Raw genomic sequence first — 19,983 nt, 5'->3', positions numbered from 1 at the left:
CGCCGTGACCATAAGGGAATTATTTATGGCTGCGCCCTAATGCGCAAGCGCAGGTGAAGATATTTGGGCACAGTGCGCAGAAAGCAAGCCGCGTACGCGTTTTCAGGCGGCGAACCTGTGAGATTCGCCGCAAAAATTCGGTGGGATCAGGGCTGGAACAGGCCAACGCCCAGCTCGTTTTCCTTGCGCGTGCGCGCAATCACGGAAGCCGGGGATTCAATAGTGCGCAGGCCCATTTCCTCTTCGGTGCGCACGACTTTGCCGCGCAGCGAGTTGGTATAGACATCGACGATCTCAACATCCACAAACTTGCCGATCATCTCTGGCGTGCCTTCAAAGTTTACCACGCGGTTGTTTTCCGTGCGGCCGGACAGCTCCATCACGTTCTTACGCGAGGTGCCTTCCACCAGGATACGCTGAACGGTGCCCAGCATCCGGCGGCTCCATGCCATCGCCTGCTGGTTAATGCGATCCTGGAGGATCCACAAACGCTGCTTCTTCTCTTCTTCCGGCACGTCGTCCGGCAGATCGGCGGCAGGCGTACCCGGACGGGCAGAATAGATAAAGCTGTAGCTGGTGTCGAAATTGACCTCGCCGATCAGCTTCATGGTCTGCTCAAAATCCTGCTGGGTTTCGCCAGGGAAGCCGATAATGAAATCCGAGCTGATCTGAATGTCCGGTCGCGCCGCGCGCAGCTTGCGAATAATCGCTTTATATTCCAGCGCAGTATGGGCGCGCTTCATCAGCGTCAGAATACGGTCTGCGCCGCTCTGGACGGGCAGATGCAGGAAGCTGACCAGCTCCGGCGTGTCGCGGTAGACTTCAATGATGTCGTCCGTGAACTCAATCGGATGGCTGGTGGTGAAGCGAATGCGGTCGATGCCGTCAATCGCCGCCACCAGACGCAGCAGGTCGGCAAAGGTGCAGACTTCGCCGTCAAAGGTTTCGCCGCGATAGGCATTGACGTTCTGACCCAGCAGATTGACTTCACGCACGCCCTGCGCCGCCAGCTGGGCGATTTCAAACAGAATATCGTCGCATGGACGGCTGACTTCCTCACCTCGGGTATAAGGCACCACGCAGAAAGTACAATATTTATTGCAGCCTTCCATAATAGAAACGAAGGCCGTCGGGCCGTCTGCTTTGGGTTCCGGCAGGCGGTCAAATTTTTCAATCTCCGGGAAGCTGATATCAACAATCGGGCTTTTGGAGCCGCGCACGGTATTGATCATTTCCGGCAGGCGATGCAGCGTCTGCGGGCCGAAAACGATATCGACGAAATGCGCACGCTGGCGAATATGTTCGCCTTCCTGCGACGCCACGCAGCCGCCCACGCCGATGACCACATCGGGATTGCGATCCTTCAGCGTTTTCCAACGCCCAAGCTGATGGAAAACTTTTTCCTGGGCCTTTTCACGAATGGAACAGGTGTTGAGCAGCAGCACATCCGCCTCTTCCGCCACTTCCGTCAGGGAATAGCCGTGGGTGCTGTTTAACAGGTCAGCCATTTTGGATGAGTCATACTCATTCATCTGACAGCCCCAGGTTTTGATATAAAGTTTTTTCGTCATCTGGTTGCCATTTATCATGCAGGAGAGAATGCAGGGCGCGTATTGTAAAGCTTTGCTGCTGTGGTGACCAGCACCGCGCCGTTTTCTCAACAGCCGCTAAAAATCCGGTACACTTAGGGTAACAGAATTAGCCCGTCGGACGTCCACTGGACAGGAAAATATGATGACAGAAACAACGCAAAAATGGGATGTCGCTATCGTGGGCGGCGGGATGGTAGGCGCGGCGCTGGCCAGCGGACTGGCGGCGCAGGGCTTTCAGGTAACGGTATTGGAAAAGCAGGAGCCGGCTGAATTCGTGGCCGAGAGCGATCCGGATATCCGCATTTCCGCGCTGGGCGCCTCTTCGGTTGACCTGTTGAAGCAGCTGGAGGTCTGGCCTCGCGTTCAGGCAATGCGCAGCGCGCCTTACCGCAAGCTGGAGACATGGGAGTGGCAGACGGCGCAGGTTGGTTTTGATGCCGCTTCGCTGGGCCTGCCGGAGCTGGGTTTTATGGTGGAGAACAGCGTACTGCAACGGGCGCTCTGGCAGCGGCTCCAGCAGCAGGAAGTCGCGTTGAAAACGCCTGCGCGGCTGCAAACGCTGCAGGCCTGTAACGGCGGCTGGGCATTGACGCTGGCGGACGGCGAAAAGCTTCACGCCAGGCTGGTAGTGGGCGCCGACGGCGCCAGTTCACAGGTACGCCAGCTGGCAGGCATTGGCATTCGCGGCTGGAACTATGCGCAGGCCTGTATGCTGATCAGCGTGCGCTGCGAGCACGACGCCGGCGACTGTACCTGGCAACACTTTACGCCAACGGGGCCAAGAGCTTTCTTGCCGCTGTTTAACGGCTGGGCGTCGCTGGTGTGGTACGACAGCCCGGCGAGGATTCGTCAACTACAGGCTATGAGCATGGCGCAGCTGGCGGAGGAGATCAAAACGCATTTCCCGGCGCGGTTAGGCAAAGTGACGCCGGTAGCGGCAGGATCCTTTCCGCTGGTACGCCGACATGCTACCCGCTACGTGCTGCCGGGGCTGGCACTGGTAGGCGACGCTGCACACACCATTAATCCGCTGGCGGGGCAGGGCGTGAATTTAGGCTATCGCGACGTGGACGCGCTGATTGATACGCTGACCGCCTCACGTGAGCGGGCCGAAGACTGGGCGTCGGAAAGAGTACTGCTGCGCTACCAGCGCTCACGCCATACGGATAATCTGCTGATGCAGAGCGGCATGGATCTCTTCTATTTCGCCTTCAGTACGCAGGCGGCGCCTCTACGTATTTTGCGTAATCTGGGCCTGATGGCGGCGGAGAGGTCGGGCGTGCTGAAGCGGCAGGCGTTGCGCTACGCGTTGGGATTATAGGTTTTAAGACGCAGCGCACGGGTATGAAGCGCAAGAGGTTTCTTTAAGCTTAAGGTCCGACAGGACCTTATTATTTGCGGCGTTCGGCGGCTTTTTTAGCTGTTGCTGCGGATAAAGAGCGATTTACGCGTTGTATGCGCATCGCAAAGCGGTTGTGAGGAAAGATCGCAGACGTAAAAAAGCCCGCTTGCGCGGGCTTCTTTACTTATTGGCTGGGGTGCAGGGATTCGAACCCCGGAATGCTGGTATCAGAAACCAGTGCCTTACCGCTTGGCGACACCCCAATTTTTTGGGTGCGATCCGCTTGGGCAGATCGTCTTTTTTATGGCTGGGGTGCAGGGATTCGAACCCCGGAATGCTGGTATCAGAAACCAGTGCCTTACCGCTTGGCGACACCCCAATAAAATTGGTGGCTACTACGGGAATCGAACCTGTGACCCCAGCATTATGAGTGCTGTGCTCTAACCAGCTGAGCTAAGTAGCCTAATTTTACTGCGTTACAACTATACTACATTCTGACTGGCTGGGATACCTGGATTCGAACCAGGGAATGCCGGTATCAAAAACCGGTGCCTTACCGCTTGGCGATATCCCAATGTCCGTACACAAGTCACAAAACCATCAGAACAAACTGGCTGGGGTACCTGGATTCGAACCAGGGAATGCCGGTATCAAAAACCGGTGCCTTACCGCTTGGCGATACCCCATCCGTGCAATGCTTCGAAATGGTGCGGGAGGCGAGACTTGAACTCGCACACCTTGCGGCGCCAGAACCTAAATCTGGTGCGTCTACCAATTTCGCCACTCCCGCTAAAAAAAAGATGGTGGCTACTACGGGAATCGAACCTGTGACCCCAGCATTATGAGTGCTGTGCTCTAACCAGCTGAGCTAAGTAGCCATCTTTTTTCGCGTTACCTTCATCGGCGTTGCGGGGCGCATTATGCTAAGTTGGCCTGAAAGCGTCAACAAGTTTTTTCCCGTTTTTTCGCTGAAATGATTCGTTTGTCTGGCTTATAACCAGTATGGCGACTAATTCAGCAAAGCCAGCGTTTTTTTAAACAATTACGGGCCGCTGGCGGCCCGATTTGTGAATAAAAGCCGTAAGTTATTTATAGGCGGACTGATGAACGCCTACCGCACGACCGGAAGGATCGTCCATGGTTTTGAACGCTTCGTCCCATTCAATCGCTTTTGCCGAAGAACAGGCGACGGATGGACCGCCCGGCACGCATTCAGCCGCGCTGGGAACCGGAAACAGCTCTTCAAAAATTTCCCGATACAGATAGCCTTCTTTTGAGGTCGGCGTGTTGTACGGGAAGCGGAAATGCGCCGTTTGCAGCTGCTGGTCGCTGACCTGTTTCGCCGCGACTTCTTTCAGCGTATCAATCCAGCTGTAGCCTACGCCGTCGGAGAACTGCTCTTTTTGACGCCACGCCACGCTTTCCGGCAGATAAGAAGAGAAGCATTCACGCAGGATATGCTTTTCCATTTTGCCGTTGGTGCCGCACATTTTGTCCGCCGGGTTGATGCGCATCGCCACGTCGAGGAATTTTTTATCCAGGAAAGGCACGCGTGCCTCCACGCCCCATGCCGACATCGCCTTGTTGGCGCGAGCGCAGTCGAACATATGCAGCGCCAGCAGCTTACGCACGTTCTCTTCGTGAAACTCTTTAGCGTTGGGGGCCTTATGGAAATAAAGATAGCCGCCAAAGACTTCATCGGCGCCTTCGCCGGACAGCACCATCTTAATGCCCATCGCTTTAATTTTACGCGACATCAGATACATCGGCGTGGAGGCGCGAATAGTAGTCACATCATAAGTTTCGATGTGATAGATAACGTCGCGGATCGCATCCAGGCCTTCCTGCACGGTAAAGTGGATCTCGTGGTGCACCGTGCCCAGATGGTCGGCGACGGATTTCGCCGCTTTCAGATCCGGCGATCCTTCCAGACCTACCGCGAAGGAGTGCAGCTGTGGCCACCATGCTTCGCTCTTGTCCTGATCTTCGATACGCTTGGCCGCGAATTTTTTGGTCACGGCGGAAATAATAGAGGAGTCCAGGCCGCCGGAAAGCAGCACGCCATAAGGCACATCGGACATCAGATGGCTTTTCACGGCCTCTTCCAGCGCATCTTTCAGCGCCGTCGCGTCAGTTTTGTTGTGCTCTACCGCCTCATAGCTGAACCAGTCGCGCTGCCAGTAGCGGCGGATCTCGCCATCGGTGCTGGAAAGGTAGCTTCCCGGTGGGAATTCTTTAATTGATTTACAGACCGGCACCAGCGCCTTCATTTCTGAAGCAACAAACAGGTTGCCGTGTTCGTCGTTACCCATATACAGCGGAATGATGCCGATATGATCGCGGCCAACCAGGTAAGTGTTTTTTACGCTGTCATAGAGGATAAAGGCGAACATGCCCTGCAGGTCGTCCAGAAAATCGACGCCTTTTTCCTGATAAAGCGCAAGAATAACTTCACAATCTGATTCGGTCTGAAACTCGTAGCGGTCACTCAGCTCTGCACGCAGCGCCTGATGGTTATAGATCTCACCGTTTACCGCCAGCACGTGGGTGTGGGCTGCGTTGTAGAGAGGCTGCGCGCCGTTGTTGACGTCCACAATAGAGAGACGCTCGTGGGCCAGAATCGCGTTGTCACCTGCATAAACGCCTGACCAGTCCGGGCCGCGATGACGCATAAGACGAGAAAGCTCCAGCGCTTTCTTACGCAGTTCAACCGGATCGCTTTTGAGATCCAACACGCCAAAAATAGAACACATAGCTAACTCCCTAACGACAAACCGCAACGGTGATATTGATGAAAAAAGGCATAGTTAACGGCGACTTCTTCGCCCGATAGATAAGAAAATGCGCCAGATTGAGAGAGTGTGCAAGCCTTTTAGCTGTTTTCTGATAAATGGCCTGTTGCATCGCGCTTAAGTTTGATGATTATTCAATATATAGCGCTATTTTTTGTGGAATCGATAATAAACATCAAAAAACGGTCAAAAAACAGGCAGGCGAGGCGGATAAAAAAGCCCGGCGCGTTGGCCGGGCCGGGCTGGCGATTCAGAGAATGTCGATGTCCGCGACCGACGGGAATACCCAGCTGGGTCGGAAAGGCATGGCGTCAATATCGCTCAGGGTGGAAACGCCGGACAGCACCAGAATAGTTTCCAGACCGGCCTGGAAACCAGCCAGAATGTCGGTGCGCAGATTATCGCCGACGATCACCGTCTCTTCGGAGTGCGCCTGCATCTTGTTCAGCGCCGCGCGCATAATCCACGGGCTGGGTTTACCCACGTAAAAAGGCGTCCGGCCGGATATTTTCTCAATCCCCGCGCACAGCGCGCCACACGCCGGTACAAAGCCACGGGCGTGCGTATCGGGGTTAGTTGCGATAAAGCGCGCGCCGTTCGCCACGAAATAGGCGGCCTTATGCATCATATCCCAGTTAAACGAGCGCGTTTCGCCCACGATAACAAAATCGGGATTGATGTCGGTAATGGTAAAACCGGCTTTATAAAGCTCATGCACCAGCGCCCCTTCGCCAACCACATAGGCTTTCTTGCCTTCCTGACGGCGTAAAAAATCGGCGGTAGCCATCGCTGAGGTATAAAACACGCTTTCCGGCAGATCGATGCCCGCCGAAGAGAAGCGGTTAGCCAGATCCAGCGCGGTTTGCGAAGGGTAGTTGGTCAGCACCACCAGCGGCATCCCTTTAGCCAGGATGCGCTGCAGGAAATCGTTAGCGCCGGGTACGGCGGTATTATCGTGCATCAAAACGCCGTCGATATCGCAGATGACGTTTTTGATAGCTATTTTTTCGCTGTCGTTCAGGGTTAGAGCGCTCATCAACTTTCCATTAAATGTTGTAACAGGATGCCGTTAAGCATGGCACGCTTTGCCAGCGCGAAAGCGCCTATGGCAGAACGATGATCGAGCTCAGAACGCACCACCGGTAAATTCTGGCGGAAAGCTTTCAGCGCCTGAGTGTTGATACAGCCTTCAATAGCGGGCAGCAGGATTTTATCTGCTTCAGTGATCTCGCCCGCAATCACTACTTTTTGCGGGTTGAACAGATTAATGGCGATAGCGATCGCCTTGCCTAAGTGGCGTCCGACGGATTCTATCACTTCGGCTGCCAGCGCGTCGCCGCGGTTGGCGGCCTTGCAAATTTTCGGCATCACACAGTCATCCAGCGTCAGCGTGCTCGGATAACCCTGGGTAAGCAGATGACGGACGCGATTTTCTATCGCGCTGTTGGCCGCCAGGGTTTCCAGACAGCCGAAATTGCCACAGTGGCAGCGCTCGCCCAAAGGATCGACCTGGATATGGCCCAGTTCGCCCACGTTGCCGTTACTGCCTAAAAAGATATGACCATTGGTGATGATGCCTGCGCCCGTACCGCGATGGACTCGCACCAGAATCGAGTCAGCACAGTCGCGAGACGCACCAAAATAGTGCTCGGCAAGCGCCAGGCTACGGATATCGTGACCTACAAAGCTGGTGACGTTGAAACGTTTTTGCAGATTCGCGACCAGCGGCCAGTGATGAACCGCGATATGCGGCATATAGCGGATAACGCCGTTATTAGGATCGACCAGACCTGGGAGGATAACGGCGATGGCGATCAGCTCGCGCAGCTTGCGCTGATACTGCTCGCAGAAACTGGCGATAGCGTTGAACAGCGCATGTTCCAGCGTTTCCTGGGTGCGTTCCGGCAGCGCGTAGTCCTCCTGCGCCAGCACTTTTCCACTCAGATCGAACAGGGTAAGCGTGGCGTCATTGCGGCCCAGACGGATGCCGATAGTATTGAAGCCGCGGGTTTCGGTGACGATAGAGATAGCGCGGCGGCCGCCGGTAGAGGCCTGCTGATCCACTTCTTTGATCAGGCCGCGCTCTATCATCTGGCGAGTGATTTTGGTGACGCTGGCGGGCGCTAGCTGGCTATGTTCGGCAATCTGAATGCGCGATATAGGGCCTTGCCGATCGATAAGCCGGTAAACGGCCGCGCTATTGAGTTGCTTAACAAGATCGACATTTCCTATTTGAGCCTGGCCGCCAGTGGTCATTCAGTTTCTACTCGCTTAAGACTTCGTCACCATTAACGACAGTCTGGATTATTTGATAGTCACGGGTGAACACCGTCAGGTTCGCGACTTTTCCGGCTTCGACGGAACCTAACTTATCCTCCACACCCATAGCGCGGGCTGGGTACAGCGTTGCCATCCTGATCGCCTCATCCAGCGCAATACCGACATGTTCGACGCTGTTCGCGACAGCTTCAATCATGGTCAGCGCAGAGCCGCTGAGCGTGCCGTTTTCGTCAACGCAGAGTCCATCCCGATAGTATATTGTTTTTCCTGCAAAAATGAACTGGTCAATCTGCGCGCCCGCCGGCGCGGTGGCATCGGTGACCAGGATTAGCCTGTCGCCTTTGAGGCGTTTTGCATTACGAATATTAACGTAGTTGACGTGTAAACCGTCGGCGATGATGCCGCAGTAGACGTTGGGCGAGTCAAAAAGCGTACCGATTAAGCCTGGCTCACGGCCGGTCAACGGCGGCATAGCATTATACAGATGGGTGGCAAAACTGATGCCGGCGGCAATACCCTGGCGTGCCTCTTCGCTGGTGGCATAGGAATGGCCAGCGGAAACCACGATGCCCGCCTGATGCAGCTGGCGGATCACGGCAGAATCAACCTGTTCCGGTGCCAGGGTGATTTTGGCAATCACATCGCTGTTTTCACACAGATAATCGACCATCGCTTTTTCCGGGGGACGGATCAGCGCCGGATTATGCGTGCCTTTTTTGAGTGGATTCAGCCAGGGGCCTTCCAGATGCAGGCCGAGCGCCTGGTTAGCGTTTTGCGCCAGGTAAGCGCGCATCACTTCCACCGCGCGTTTCATCAGCTCGTCGCTGCTGGTGATTAGCGTCGGCAGGAAGCTGGTACAGCCCGACTTCTCGTTAGCTTTTTGCATAATCGCCAGCGTTTCAACGCTGATAGCGGCGATATCATCATTAAACTGCACGCCGCCGCAGCCGTTAAGCTGCAAATCGATAAAGCCGGGAGCAATCAGCGCGCCGTTTACATCACGCCGGGTGATATCCGCAGGCAGCTCTTCCAGCCTGCAGACACGGTCAATCAGGCCGTTGGCGATGACGACGGCGTGATTATCCAGTACTTCGTAGCCGGTAAAGATACGGCCATGGGTTAAAGCATACATAATTTTCTCCCGGCCAGCGCCGATAGCCTTGTGCAGATGAGTTACAGATTTTCCATATTTTCCGCTTCCATTTCGCGGAAATATTTAACCGTTTTCACTTTCAGTTCCATCGTCGCGGGCTCGTCGCAAACCACGATCGATTTGGCATGCAGCTGCAGGCAGCTGATGGTCCACATATGATTAACGTTGCCTTCGACGGCTGCCTGCAGCGCCTGCGCTTTCAGGTGTCCCGTCACCAGAATCATCACTTCCTCCGCGTCCAGCAGCGTGCCCACGCCAACGGTCAGCGCATATTTCGGTACCTGGCTGACATCGCCGTCAAAAAAGCGGGAATTCGCCAGGCGCGTATCGTGCGTCAGCGTCTTGATACGGGTACGGGAAGCCAGCGATGAAGCGGGTTCATTAAAAGCGATATGTCCGTCGTTACCTACGCCGCCCATAAACAGGTGAATTTTACCGTAAGCGCGGATTTTCTCTTCATACTGGCGACATTCTGCGTCAATATCAGGCGCGTTGCCATTAAGAAGATTGATATTTTCACTTTGAATATCAACGTGATTGAAAAAGTTGCGGTACATAAAGCTGTGATAGCTTTCCGGATGCTCTTTCGGCAGGCCGACATATTCGTCCATATTGAACGTAACGACGTGTTTAAAGCTGACCTGGCCCGCTTTATGCATTTCAATGAGATGACGATAGGCTTCCAGCGGCGTGCCGCCCGTGGGTAAACCCAGCACAAACGGACGCTCTGCGGTGGGTTGAAACGCGTTGATACGGTTTACAATATGGCGGGCGGCCCATTTACCGACCTGGTTTGGCGTCGCAAGAGGGATCAATCTCATTTTTTTACCTCGTTATAAGCAATTTAAGGAAATATTTTACACCGGTTTCACTGTAGTAAGCGTAATCTGCATAATCAGTAACGGGCGCGAAACAGCACCACGATCATTTTTTTCATCATAAAATAAGTAGGCGGGGTTCGCCAGCATCAACCGCGTTAAAATAGCTTCTTTGGTGATAAATATCACAAATGCTATGGTTTTAATTTGCGCAGCGAATTAATTTTTCCTTACACTGCGTCGAATAATGATTGGTGTCATTCAGAGCAGTCCGCTCAATAAAAACTGCACAACGGGCGCCTGGCGGCTCTCATAGGGGGAATAGTGAATATTTTAGGGTTCTTTCAAAGGCTGGGGCGCTCTTTACAGCTACCGATAGCCGTATTACCAGTGGCGGCGCTGATGTTGCGCTTTGGTCAGCCCGATCTGTTGAATATGCCGTTTATCGCGCAGGCTGGCGGGGCGATTTTTGACAATCTGGCATTAATCTTTGCTATCGGGGTGGCTTCTACATGGTCTAAAGATAACGCAGGCGCCGCTGCGCTGGCAGGCGCCGTGGGCTACTTTATTCTGACCAAAGCGATGATCACCATTAATCCGGCGATCAATATGGGCGTGCTGGCGGGGATCGTGACTGGCCTGGTAGCGGGCGCCACCTATAACCGCTGGGCGGATATCAAGCTGCCCGATTTTCTCAGCTTTTTCGGCGGCAAGCGTTTCGTTCCTATCGCAACCGGCTTCTTCTGTCTGATCCTGGCTGCTGTGTTTGGCTACGTCTGGCCGCCAGTGCAAAACGCCATTCATGCGGGCGGCGAGTGGATTGTCTCGGCTGGCGCGTTTGGCGCAGGCGTCTTCGGTTTCGTTAACCGCCTGCTGATCCCAACGGGTTTACATCAGGTACTGAATACCATCGCCTGGTTCCAGATCGGCGATTTCACCAACGCCGCTGGCGCCGTTTTCCATGGCGATATCAACCGTTTCTATGCGGGCGACGGCACGGCGGGCATGTTTATGTCCGGCTTCTTCCCAATCATGATGTTTGGCCTGCCCGGCGCTGCGCTGGCCATGTATATGGCCGCGCCGAAAGCGCGTCGTCCTATGGTTGGCGGTATGCTGCTTTCGGTGGCGGTTACCGCTTTCCTGACCGGCGTGACGGAGCCGCTGGAATTCCTGTTTATGTTCCTGGCGCCGATGCTTTATCTGATCCACGCCATCCTGACGGGCATTAGCCTTTATATAGCGACGGCGCTGGGTATCCATGCCGGTTTCTCTTTCTCTGCGGGCGCAATCGACTATGTGCTGATGTATAACCTGCCGGCGGCCAGCAGCAATGTCTGGGTGCTGCTGGTGATGGGCGCTATCGCATTTGTGGTTTACTTTGCGCTGTTCAGCGCGGTTATCCGCATGATGAATCTGAAAACGCCGGGCCGTGAGGATGCGACCGTGCAGCCGGAGGAAGAGGCTAACAGCAACACGGAAGAGGGGCTGGAACAGCTTTCCCGCCACTATATTGCCGCCGTCGGCGGGTCGGAAAACCTGAACGTTATTGATGCCTGTATCACCCGCCTGCGTCTTTCCGTAAAAGATGCCGCGCAGGTAAACGATGCGGCCTGTAAGCGTCTGGGCGCTTCGGGCGTGGTGAAGCTGAACAAGCAAACCATTCAGGTTATTATCGGTGCCAAAGCGGAATCCGTGGCGGAGACGATGAAAAAAATCATTGCCAAAGGGCCGGTTGCGCCAGTTGCGGTCAGCACCGTCGCCGCGACCGTCGCGCCAACCACGCCGCCTGCACCGGCTGCTGCTGCAAAGGGCGTGCTTGAAACGCTGCTGGCGCCGGTAAGCGGAGAAGTTGTGGCGTTGGAGCAGGTGCCGGATGAGGCTTTCGCCAGCAAGGCGGTCGGCGAGGGCGTAGCCATCAGGCCAACCGGCAGTACGGTGGTTTCGCCTGCCAGCGGCACCATCCTGAAAATCTTCAACACCAACCATGCTTTCTGTCTGGAAACGGAAAAAGGCCTGGAAGTGGTGGTGCATATGGGCATCGACACCGTCGCGCTGGAAGGAAAGGGCTTTACGCGGCTGGTAGAAGAGGGCGCGCAGGTTAAAGCGGGTGAACCAATTCTGGAGATGGATCTGGCCTGGCTTAACAGCCATGCGAAATCGATGATCAGTCCGGTCGTGGTCACCAATATTGAAGATTTTAGCGGTATCAGGCTGGTTGCGGGCGATACCGTCATTGCGGGCGAAAGTCCACTTTGCGAAATTACCGGCTGACGGCAGCGGTAAAAAAACGAGGGCGGGAAGCAATTCCCGCCCTTTTTTATGCGATACGCTAACAAACGGTTGTTTCCCTGAACGGCTTTGTGGATCATACTCCGTTATTTCACGCACTAAAGTATTCCAGAGGATATTAAGATGAGTGAGGCTGAAGCCCGCCCAACTAACTTTATTCGTCAGATCATCGACGAAGATCTGGCGAACGGTAAGCACACCAGCGTGCATACTCGCTTCCCGCCGGAGCCGAACGGCTATCTGCACATTGGTCACGCCAAATCAATCTGCCTGAACTTTGGCATCGCTCAGGATTACCAGGGCGAGTGTAATTTGCGTTTTGACGATACTAACCCGGTCAAAGAAGACCTGGAGTATGTCGAATCAATCAAGCGTGACGTACAGTGGCTGGGCTTCGAATGGAGCGGCAAGGTCCGTTATTCCTCTGACTATTTTGACCAGCTGCATCACTATGCCGTTGAGTTGATTAATAAAGGCCTGGCCTATGTAGACGAGCTGTCGCCGGAGCAGATCCGTGAGTATCGCGGCACCCTGACCTCGCCGGGTAAAAACAGCCCGTACCGCGATCGCAGCGTAGAAGAGAACCTGGCGCTGTTTGAGAAAATGCGCAACGGCGAATTCGCCGAGGGCAGCGCCTGCCTGCGTGCCAAAATCGATATGGCCTCTAACTTTATCGTCATGCGCGATCCGGTGCTTTATCGCATCAAGTTTGCCGAACATCATCAGACCGGCAACAAGTGGTGCATCTACCCGATGTATGACTTTACCCACTGCATTTCCGACGCGCTGGAAGGCATTACGCATTCGCTTTGTACGCTGGAATTCCAGGACAACCGTCGCCTGTACGATTGGGTGCTGGACAATATCACCATCCCGACGCATCCGCGCCAGTACGAGTTTTCGCGCCTGAATCTTGAATACGCCATCATGTCCAAGCGCAAGCTGAACCTGCTGGTAACCGAAAAAATCGTGGAAGGCTGGGACGATCCGCGCATGCTGACCGTTTCCGGTTTGCGTCGTCGCGGCTATTCGGCCGCCTCGATCCGCGAGTTCTGCCGTCGCATTGGTATCACCAAGCAGGACAACATTGTTGAGATGGCCTCGCTGGAATCCTGTATCCGCGACGATCTCAATGAAAACGCGCCGCGTGCTATGGCCGTTCTCGATCCGGTTAAGCTGGTGATCGAGAATCTGCCGGCCAACTATGAAGAAATCATCACCATGCCGAACCATCCGAACAAGCCGGAGATGGGAACGCGTGAAGTGCCGTTCAGCCGTGAGATTTATATCGATCGTGCGGATTTCCGTGAGGAAGCCAATAAGCACTACAAGCGTCTGGTGCTGGGTAAAGAAGTTCGTCTGCGTAACGCTTACGTTATCAAAGCCGAGCGCGTGGCTAAAGATGAAGCAGGCAACATCACCTGCCTGTTCTGCACCTGCGACGTCGATACGCTGAGTAAAGATCCGGCTGACGGCCGTAAGGTGAAAGGCGTTATCCATTGGGTATCCGCCGAGCATGCGCTGCCGGCCGAGTTTCGTCTTTACGATCGTCTGTTCAGCGTGCCGAATCCTGGCGGCGCCGAGGATTTCCTGACCACGATCAACCCGGACTCGCTGGTTATCCGTCAGGGCTTTGTCGAGCCTGGCCTGAAGGCTGCCGAAGCGTCCAGTCCGTTCCAGTTTGAGCGTGAAGGCTATTTCTGCGCGGACAGCGTTTACTCCAGCAGCAGCCATCTGGTGTTTAACCGCACGGTAGGCCTGCGCGATACCTGGGCTAAAAGCGGTGAATAAGTCATAATTTAATAAAAAAGCAGCCTTCAGGCTGCTTTTTTTTTGGATAATATATTAATCTGCTTAACGGCTAAAAAACAAATATAATACAACCTGTTTTGCATCATAGTTTACAACGACAATAATTGTTATTAATTGCCAGCTGCCTCACCAGTAAATATAATCAGCGCGCAGTCGGTTAATTGCTGTTTGTTATTTTTTATATTTTACGATTATTTATTTATTGTTTATATTTCTTTCGAGAAGGATTTCTCAATGCACTCTGTTAATTTAGCGCGAAAAGCGCTGGCGATGGCTGTCGCCTGCGGATCTGCTCTTGCCGGAAACTTTTATGTTCCTGCTGCTTCCGCCGCCGGGTTTATTGATGACTCGACGCTGACAGGCGGTATTTATTACTGGCAGCGGCAACGCGACAGAAAAGAGATGGATCCGGTTCATAATAAGTATGGCCAGTACACAGAAAATCTTCACCATTCAACTTTTAACGGCAGCCTCGATTTCTCTTCAGGCTATGCGGCCGATTTTATTGGTATAGAGCTGGGCGTGAATGGTTCGCTACAGCTGGCGGGAACCGGGCCTGCCGCGCCGAATGAAATTGCTTTCAGCAACGCAAAAAGCCGCTGGGACGAAAGATTTGATGGCGACGCCGACGGTGCTTCCTTTTATAAAGCCGCTATTAAGCTGAAGCATGATAATTATTGGTTAAGAGCCGGTTATATTCAGCCGCAGGGACAAACATTAATCGCGCCGCAATGGGGGTTTGTACCCGGCACCTATCGCGGATTTGAAGCCGGCTCGGTTTATGATTTTGACGATGCGGGCGCGCTTTCCCTCTCCTATATGTGGACGGATGAATATAAAGCGCCCTGGTATCGTAAAATGTATAATTTTCGTAAACCCGATTTAAAAACTGAAATAAAATATCTTCATTCCATCGGCATAAAGTACGATTTTAAAAGCAAACTGGTGCTGGAAGGGGCGCTGGGCCAGGCCGAAAATTATATGGAGCAGTATTTTAGCAAAGTGTCGTGGGCGTTTCCTGTTGCCGGCAACGATCTGCATACCAGCTGGCAATTTTACGGCGCGCGTAATAAGGAACAGGGCGGCGTAAACAATATCAATAATGTTTATGATGGCCTGGCCTGGCTACAGGCCGTGACGCTGAACTACAAAACCGGCCCGTTCGATTTTCGCGTTGAGGGCACCATGGTAAAAGCCCACGGCAACCAGGGCTTTTTTCTGGCGCGCATGACGCCGGTAGGGGCGACCTCCAACGGACGTAACGACGTCTGGTGGGATTCCCGCAGCGACTTTAACGCCAACGGGCAGAAGGCGCTGTATGGAGGAGTGATGTATGACCTGAAAGGCTGGCAAATGCCGGGCTGGGCGGTAGGTACTTCTTACGCTTACGGCTGGGATGCTCGTCCGTCCACGGATCCGATTTACGATCAAAGCATGCGCCGCCGCGAATCCGCCTGGAACATGGATCTGCGCTACACGGTACAGCATGGTCGCGCCAAAGATACGCAGGTCAACCTGCACTATACCCGTTACAAAAACCACTCTGATATCCCGAGCTTCAGCAACGGCTACGGCAATATGTTCCAGGATGAGAAGGACGTGAGGCTGACCGTGATCGCGCCTTTCACCGTGTTCTGATGCCCCATGCTGCCAGACCCGGCCGCGGCAAAAGCGCATCAGACGGGGAATAAGCGCTTTTCCGCTAACGGCAAAAAATTTAACTAGCGGATGAGGAAAGAGATGAAAAAAGTGAGATTAACACTGGTGGCGACAGCGCTGATGATGGCGATGGCCAGCGGCAGCGCCGTTGCGGATCAACGCGTCGTCGATCAAATCAGCCAGTTTGGCGTAAAGTATACCGTTAACGATAACCATGCCGCGCTGCACGGCGTTGATTGTGCCGCGCTGGGGGCCGACTGGGCCTCCTGCAATCGGGCAACGATTACCTTAACTAACCCCGGCGAAGCGCTAACCAGTAAAGACTGGGTTATCTGGCTGCCCAATATTCGTCAGACGCTGCGGGTGGACAACGACCAGTTCCGCATGGTGCACGTGGTAGGCGATCTGACGCGGCTGGAGCCAACCGAAAAATTCAAGGGTTTCGCCGCCGGTGAATCGGTGGATATTCCCATTGTTAACGAATACTGGCAGCTGTTTATCACGGACGTGATGCCGCGCTGGTACGTTACTTCTGAAAACGCCCAGCCTAAAATCATTGCCAGCACCGATACGGAAGATCTGACCTCGTTTGTCTCGCCAATGGATAACTACTGGAAGCGGACGGCCGACGATCGCAACGTGTTGATGACGCCTGTCAGCCGCTTTGAAAAAAACAGTGATACGGCGCAGCTCGCTGGCGAAGCGCTGCGCGGACAGATCCTGCCGACGCCGCTGCATACTACCCTTCATGCAGAAGATGCCGATTTAAGCCGGGGCGTGCAATTCGAGCTGACCGGGCTTAACGCCGATTCTGCAGAAGCGGTAAGGGATCGTTTTGCGCTGCTGGGTCTGGCAGAAAATGGGCAGGGCTACGTGATTAAAAGCAGGCTTGCACCCGCCGCTTTCACGGGCAACGAGGCGGTTTCCGGCGCCTACAGGCTGAGCGTCCGCGCGCAGGAAGCGCAGGTAGAAGGTTTTGACGAGGCGGGCATCTACTACGGCATGATGTCCATCCTGTCGCTGCTGCCGGCCAGCGGCGAACAAAAGATCGCTACCCTGGACGTCACCGATGCGCCCCGCATGGCCTATCGCGGTATTTTTCTCGATATCGGCCGTAACTTCCACAGCAAAGAGGCGGTGCTGCGCCTGCTGGATCAGATGGCGGCGGTTAAACTCAATAAATTCCATTTTCATCTGAGCGATGATGAAGGCTGGCGTATTGAGATCCCCGGCCTGCCGGAGCTGACTGATATTGGTGCCAGACGCTGCCACGATCTCACGGAGCAGCGCTGTCTGCTGCCGCAGCTGGGATCCGGGCCTTTCGCCGACGCGCAGGGCAATGGCTATCTGACCCGCGACGACTACATTGCTATCCTGCGCTATGCCAAAGCGCGCGGCATCGAAGTCATCCCGGAAATCGATATGCCTGCTCATGCCAGGGCGGCGGTGATTTCTATGGAAGCCCGCTACAACCGGCTGATGAAAGAGGGTAAGACCAAAGAGGCAAACGAGTATCGCCTGGTCGATCCAACCGATACTTCGAACACCACCTCCGTACAGTTTTACGATCGCACCAGCTATCTGAATCCCTGCCTGGATTCCTCCATGCGTTTTGTTGATAAGGTGATTAGTGAAATTCAGGCGATGCATCAGGCGGCCGGCGCGCCGTTGACCACCTGGCACTTTGGCGGCGACGAGGCGAAAAACATCCGCTTGGGCGTTGGCTATACCGATGCGGCCAGTCCCGAAGCAGGCAAGGGCAGGGTCGATTTGAGCAAGGAAGATAAACCCTGGGCGAAATCGCAGGTTTGTCAGGCACTGGTGAAATCGGGCAAGGTCGCGGATATGGATCATCTGCCCAGCTATTTTGGCAAAAAGGTCAGCGAGCGGGTAAACGCGCACGGTATTGAAAAGATGCAGGCGTGGCAGGATGGCCTGAAGGATGCGAAGGGCGCTAAAGACTTTGCGACCAGGCGCATCGGCGTTAATTTCTGGGACACGCTTTTCTGGGGCGGCTTTGACACCGTTAACGACTGGGCTAACAAAGGCTATGAAGTCACCGTCTCCAACCCGGACTATCTCTATATGGATTTCCCTTATGAGGTCAATCCGCTGGAAAGAGGCTATTACTGGGGCACCCGCTTCAACGACGAGCGCAAAATGTTCAGCTTCGCGCCGGACAATATGCCGCAGAATGCAGAGACATCGGTGGATCGCGACGGTAACTTCTTTGATGCTAAATCCGATAAGCCCTGGCCGGGCGTGTATGGGATTTCAGCCCAGCTCTGGAGCGAAACCGTACGTACCGACGAGCAGATGGAATGGATGATTTTCCCACGCGCGCTGGCCGTGGCGGAGCGCGGCTGGCATCGTGCTGCCTGGGAGCAGACTTACCAGGCCGGACGTGAGTATAAAGGCGGCGAAACGCGGCATGTCGATCGGGCGGCGTTGCATAAGGACTGGCAGCGTTATGCAAACCTGCTGGGCCAGCGCGAGCTGCCGAAAATGGATAAAGCCGGGATCCACTATCGTCTGCCGCAGCCGGGCGCACGTCTTGTCGCGGGCAAGCTGGCAGCCAATATCGCCCTGCCGGGCGTGGCTATTGACTACTCGCTGGACGGTGGCAACAGCTGGCAGCGCTATCATGACAGCGCCCGTCCGTCGGTTTCCGGCGAGGTGTTGATCCGCGCAGTCAGTAGCGACGGCAAGCGCTTCAGCCGCGTGGAAAGCCTGAAATAGGCGGGGCGCAGGCAAAAAAAAACCGGCGAGCGATCGCCGGTTTTTTTTTGAAATCGATTACTTATCGTGCAGCGTGTCGTCTTCACGGCAGTCGCCGGTGGCGCAGTGGCCGTAAAGATAGAGGCTGTGGTTGCTGAGTTTGATACCGTGCTTCGTCGCAATATCACGCTGGCGGGATTCAATAGACTCGTCGCTGAATTCGATTACTTTGCCGCAGTCCAGGCAGATCAGGTGATCGTGATGCTGCTGCTGGGTCAGTTCAAACACGGACTTGCCGCCTTCGAAGTTATGACGGGTCACGATCCCCGCATCGTCAAACTGGTTCAGAACGCGGTAAACCGTCGCCAGGCCAATCTCTTCGCCCATGTCGATCAGGCGTTTATACAAATCTTCCGCACTGACGTGATGGCACTCTGGTTCCTGAAGCACTTCCAGAATTTTCAGTCGAGGAAGCGTGACTTTCAGGCCGGCCTTCTTTAATGCGGTGTTATTGTCAGTCATGCGGATATTGTCCTGTTACTTTGCTGGTCACTAAGTGGCTGAGAAGCCGTGAGCATCGGTCGACGCAAAAGCTGAGCGTCTCATTATAGAACCGATGCCTTGAAGAAACCACAGCGGAGATGCAAAACCATCAGGGGATGTAAGGATAAGAAGTCGTTACGTCCGGAAAAGCAAGCACCCATTTACGCTGGGTTGTCAGTTCGCTCTGCCTGGTTTTCGGCGCCGCAGAAGCGGAGGCGGAGCAGTGCTATTCTACCGTTTTGACGGTAAAAGTTACAAATATGTATCTATCACTTCTATAGGAAAAACCATTGGCCTGCTGTGGATTCGTACAGCGGGCCAATGCTATCACGCTTCGAGAATATCCTGGAGCTGAAGCTCGTCAGAAATCTGTTTGACCCACTTTTCAACGCGTTCGTTGGTCAGCTCCGGCTGGCGATCTTCATCAATGGCCAGGCCAAGGAAATGGGTATCGTCCGCCAGGCCTTTAGAGGCCTCGAAATCATAGCCTTCTGTCGGCCAGTGGCCGACGATCACCGCGCCGTTAGGCTCGATAATGTCGCGAATGGTGCCCATCGCGTCGCAGAAATATTCCGCGTAATCTTCCTGATCGCCGCAGCCAAACAGCGCGACCAGCTTGCCGTTGAAGTCGATCTCTTCCAGCGTAGGGAAGAAATCATCCCAGTCGCACTGCGCTTCACCGTAGTACCAGGTCGGGATGCCCAGCAGCAAAATATCAAAGGCTTCAAGGTCTTCTTTGCTGCTTTTAGCGATATCATGAACTTCAGCCACCTCTTTACCGAGCTGCTTCTGGATCATTTTTGCAATGTTTTCCGTATTGCCCGTATCGCTGCCAAAGAAAATGCCTACGATTGCCATGAGTTTAATAACCTCTTGAAACTTAATGATATGCGGCGGCTAGCCTGAAAATGTTAAGGGCAATAATAGCAGACAGCAACAGGGGGATAAACGGCTAATCCGCCTGCATTTGTCGCTTTGTGCTTTA

Annotated in this window: 13 protein-coding genes and 7 tRNA genes; 5 read left to right on the top strand and 15 right to left on the bottom strand. The window is 54.3% G+C overall.

Annotation, left to right across the window (positions count from 1 at the left end; translation table 11 throughout):
• Positions 1 to 146: 146 nt before the first annotated feature.
• On the bottom strand, positions 147 to 1,571 hold the full coding sequence (gene miaB, locus AB6T85_RS05720) for a tRNA (N6-isopentenyl adenosine(37)-C2)-methylthiotransferase MiaB (protein WP_253454906.1): 1,425 nt from the start codon (positions 1,569 to 1,571) through the stop codon (positions 147 to 149).
• A 163-nt stretch (positions 1,572 to 1,734) separates the two neighbouring features.
• Between miaB and ubiF the strand changes: the two genes are divergently transcribed.
• Positions 1,735 to 2,913: a 3-demethoxyubiquinol 3-hydroxylase gene (ubiF, locus tag AB6T85_RS05715; protein ID WP_301729927.1), complete on the top strand. Its 1,179-nt coding sequence runs from the start codon at positions 1,735 to 1,737 to the stop codon at positions 2,911 to 2,913.
• Positions 2,914 to 3,122: 209 nt separating this feature from the next.
• On the opposite strand, the gene AB6T85_RS05710 is transcribed toward ubiF, so the two are convergent.
• The 12 genes from AB6T85_RS05710 to nagB form a co-directional block, all read right to left on the bottom strand.
• Positions 3,123 to 3,197, bottom strand: a tRNA-Gln gene (locus AB6T85_RS05710).
• Between the two features lie 41 nt (positions 3,198 to 3,238).
• Positions 3,239 to 3,313 (bottom strand) — tRNA-Gln (locus AB6T85_RS05705).
• A gap of 7 nt (positions 3,314 to 3,320) precedes the next feature.
• A tRNA-Met gene (locus AB6T85_RS05700) sits at positions 3,321 to 3,397 on the bottom strand.
• A gap of 36 nt (positions 3,398 to 3,433) precedes the next feature.
• Positions 3,434 to 3,508: transfer RNA gene (locus AB6T85_RS05695), tRNA-Gln, on the bottom strand.
• 37 nt (positions 3,509 to 3,545) lie between these two features.
• Positions 3,546 to 3,620, bottom strand: a tRNA-Gln gene (locus AB6T85_RS05690).
• A gap of 19 nt (positions 3,621 to 3,639) precedes the next feature.
• Positions 3,640 to 3,724: transfer RNA gene (locus AB6T85_RS05685), tRNA-Leu, on the bottom strand.
• An 11-nt stretch (positions 3,725 to 3,735) separates the two neighbouring features.
• A tRNA-Met gene (locus AB6T85_RS05680) sits at positions 3,736 to 3,812 on the bottom strand.
• Positions 3,813 to 4,019: 207 nt separating this feature from the next.
• Entirely contained in the window at positions 4,020 to 5,687 is a 1,668-nt protein-coding gene (gene asnB / locus AB6T85_RS05675; RefSeq protein ID WP_253454905.1) for an asparagine synthase B, read from the bottom strand.
• Positions 5,688 to 5,976: 289 nt separating this feature from the next.
• Positions 5,977 to 6,729, bottom strand: a complete 753-nt coding sequence (locus tag AB6T85_RS05670; protein WP_253461076.1) for an HAD-IIA family hydrolase — start codon at positions 6,727 to 6,729, stop codon at positions 5,977 to 5,979.
• A gap of 32 nt (positions 6,730 to 6,761) precedes the next feature.
• Positions 6,762 to 7,982 carry a DNA-binding transcriptional regulator NagC gene (gene nagC, locus AB6T85_RS05665; RefSeq protein ID WP_301729842.1) on the bottom strand — a complete coding sequence of 407 codons (1,221 nt, stop codon included), beginning with the start codon at positions 7,980 to 7,982 and terminating at the stop codon, positions 6,762 to 6,764.
• Between the two features lie 7 nt (positions 7,983 to 7,989).
• The gene (gene nagA / locus AB6T85_RS05660) at positions 7,990 to 9,138 is read right to left on the bottom strand and encodes an N-acetylglucosamine-6-phosphate deacetylase (RefSeq protein ID WP_253454903.1); all 1,149 of its coding nucleotides are present in this window, start codon (positions 9,136 to 9,138) and stop codon (positions 7,990 to 7,992) included.
• Between the two features lie 41 nt (positions 9,139 to 9,179).
• On the bottom strand, positions 9,180 to 9,980 hold the full coding sequence (nagB, locus tag AB6T85_RS05655; protein ID WP_125288579.1) for a glucosamine-6-phosphate deaminase: 801 nt from the start codon (positions 9,978 to 9,980) through the stop codon (positions 9,180 to 9,182).
• Positions 9,981 to 10,301: 321 nt separating this feature from the next.
• Here nagB and nagE point away from each other — a divergent pair, with 321 nt between their 5' ends.
• The 4 genes from nagE (at position 10,302) to AB6T85_RS05635 (ending at position 18,476) form a co-directional block, all read left to right on the top strand.
• Positions 10,302 to 12,248 (top strand): PTS N-acetyl glucosamine transporter subunit IIABC, encoded by a 1,947-nt coding sequence (nagE, locus tag AB6T85_RS05650; RefSeq protein WP_369894989.1) that lies wholly within the window; start codon positions 10,302 to 10,304, stop codon positions 12,246 to 12,248.
• 141 nt (positions 12,249 to 12,389) lie between these two features.
• Positions 12,390 to 14,057: a glutamine--tRNA ligase gene (gene glnS / locus AB6T85_RS05645; RefSeq protein WP_253454899.1), complete on the top strand. Its 1,668-nt coding sequence runs from the start codon at positions 12,390 to 12,392 to the stop codon at positions 14,055 to 14,057.
• A 255-nt stretch (positions 14,058 to 14,312) separates the two neighbouring features.
• Entirely contained in the window at positions 14,313 to 15,716 is a 1,404-nt protein-coding gene (gene chiP / locus AB6T85_RS05640; RefSeq protein WP_369894988.1) for a chitoporin ChiP, read from the top strand.
• A gap of 102 nt (positions 15,717 to 15,818) precedes the next feature.
• Entirely contained in the window at positions 15,819 to 18,476 is a 2,658-nt protein-coding gene (locus tag AB6T85_RS05635) for a beta-N-acetylhexosaminidase (protein WP_301253153.1), read from the top strand.
• 57 nt (positions 18,477 to 18,533) lie between these two features.
• Here the strand turns inward: AB6T85_RS05635 and fur are convergent, their stop codons facing one another.
• Together fur and fldA are read right to left on the bottom strand one after the other, a co-directional pair.
• On the bottom strand, positions 18,534 to 18,977 hold the full coding sequence (gene fur, locus AB6T85_RS05630; protein ID WP_253454897.1) for a ferric iron uptake transcriptional regulator: 444 nt from the start codon (positions 18,975 to 18,977) through the stop codon (positions 18,534 to 18,536).
• 348 nt (positions 18,978 to 19,325) lie between these two features.
• Complete coding sequence (fldA, locus tag AB6T85_RS05625; protein ID WP_125288585.1) at positions 19,326 to 19,856, bottom strand: flavodoxin FldA; 531 nt, start codon at positions 19,854 to 19,856, stop codon at positions 19,326 to 19,328.
• Positions 19,857 to 19,983: the final 127 nt, after the last annotated feature.

Source organism: Erwinia aeris (assembly GCF_041224955.1).
Lineage (GTDB): Bacteria > Pseudomonadota > Gammaproteobacteria > Enterobacterales > Enterobacteriaceae > Erwinia > Erwinia aeris.
The sequence above is the reverse complement of the archived record's forward strand: the minus strand, read 5'-3'. Positions and strand labels throughout refer to the sequence as shown.

Excerpts from the sequence above, each read along its gene's own strand:
- chiP (WP_369894988.1), top strand. The coding sequence starts at position 14,313 with ATGCACTCTGTTAATTTAGCGCGAAAAGCGCTGGCGATGGCTGTCGCC.
- nagA (WP_253454903.1), bottom strand. The coding sequence starts at position 9,138 with ATGTATGCTTTAACCCATGGCCGTATCTTTACCGGCTACGAAGTACTG.
- fldA (WP_125288585.1), bottom strand. The coding sequence starts at position 19,856 with ATGGCAATCGTAGGCATTTTCTTTGGCAGCGATACGGGCAATACGGAA.
- AB6T85_RS05635 (WP_301253153.1), top strand. The coding sequence starts at position 15,819 with ATGAAAAAAGTGAGATTAACACTGGTGGCGACAGCGCTGATGATGGCG.
- fur (WP_253454897.1), bottom strand. The coding sequence starts at position 18,977 with ATGACTGACAATAACACCGCATTAAAGAAGGCCGGCCTGAAAGTCACG.
- asnB (WP_253454905.1), bottom strand. The coding sequence starts at position 5,687 with ATGTGTTCTATTTTTGGCGTGTTGGATCTCAAAAGCGATCCGGTTGAA.
- ubiF (WP_301729927.1), top strand. The coding sequence starts at position 1,735 with ATGACAGAAACAACGCAAAAATGGGATGTCGCTATCGTGGGCGGCGGG.
- nagB (WP_125288579.1), bottom strand. The coding sequence starts at position 9,980 with ATGAGATTGATCCCTCTTGCGACGCCAAACCAGGTCGGTAAATGGGCC.
- miaB (WP_253454906.1), bottom strand. The coding sequence starts at position 1,571 with ATGACGAAAAAACTTTATATCAAAACCTGGGGCTGTCAGATGAATGAG.
- glnS (WP_253454899.1), top strand. The coding sequence starts at position 12,390 with ATGAGTGAGGCTGAAGCCCGCCCAACTAACTTTATTCGTCAGATCATC.
- nagC (WP_301729842.1), bottom strand. The coding sequence starts at position 7,982 with ATGACCACTGGCGGCCAGGCTCAAATAGGAAATGTCGATCTTGTTAAG.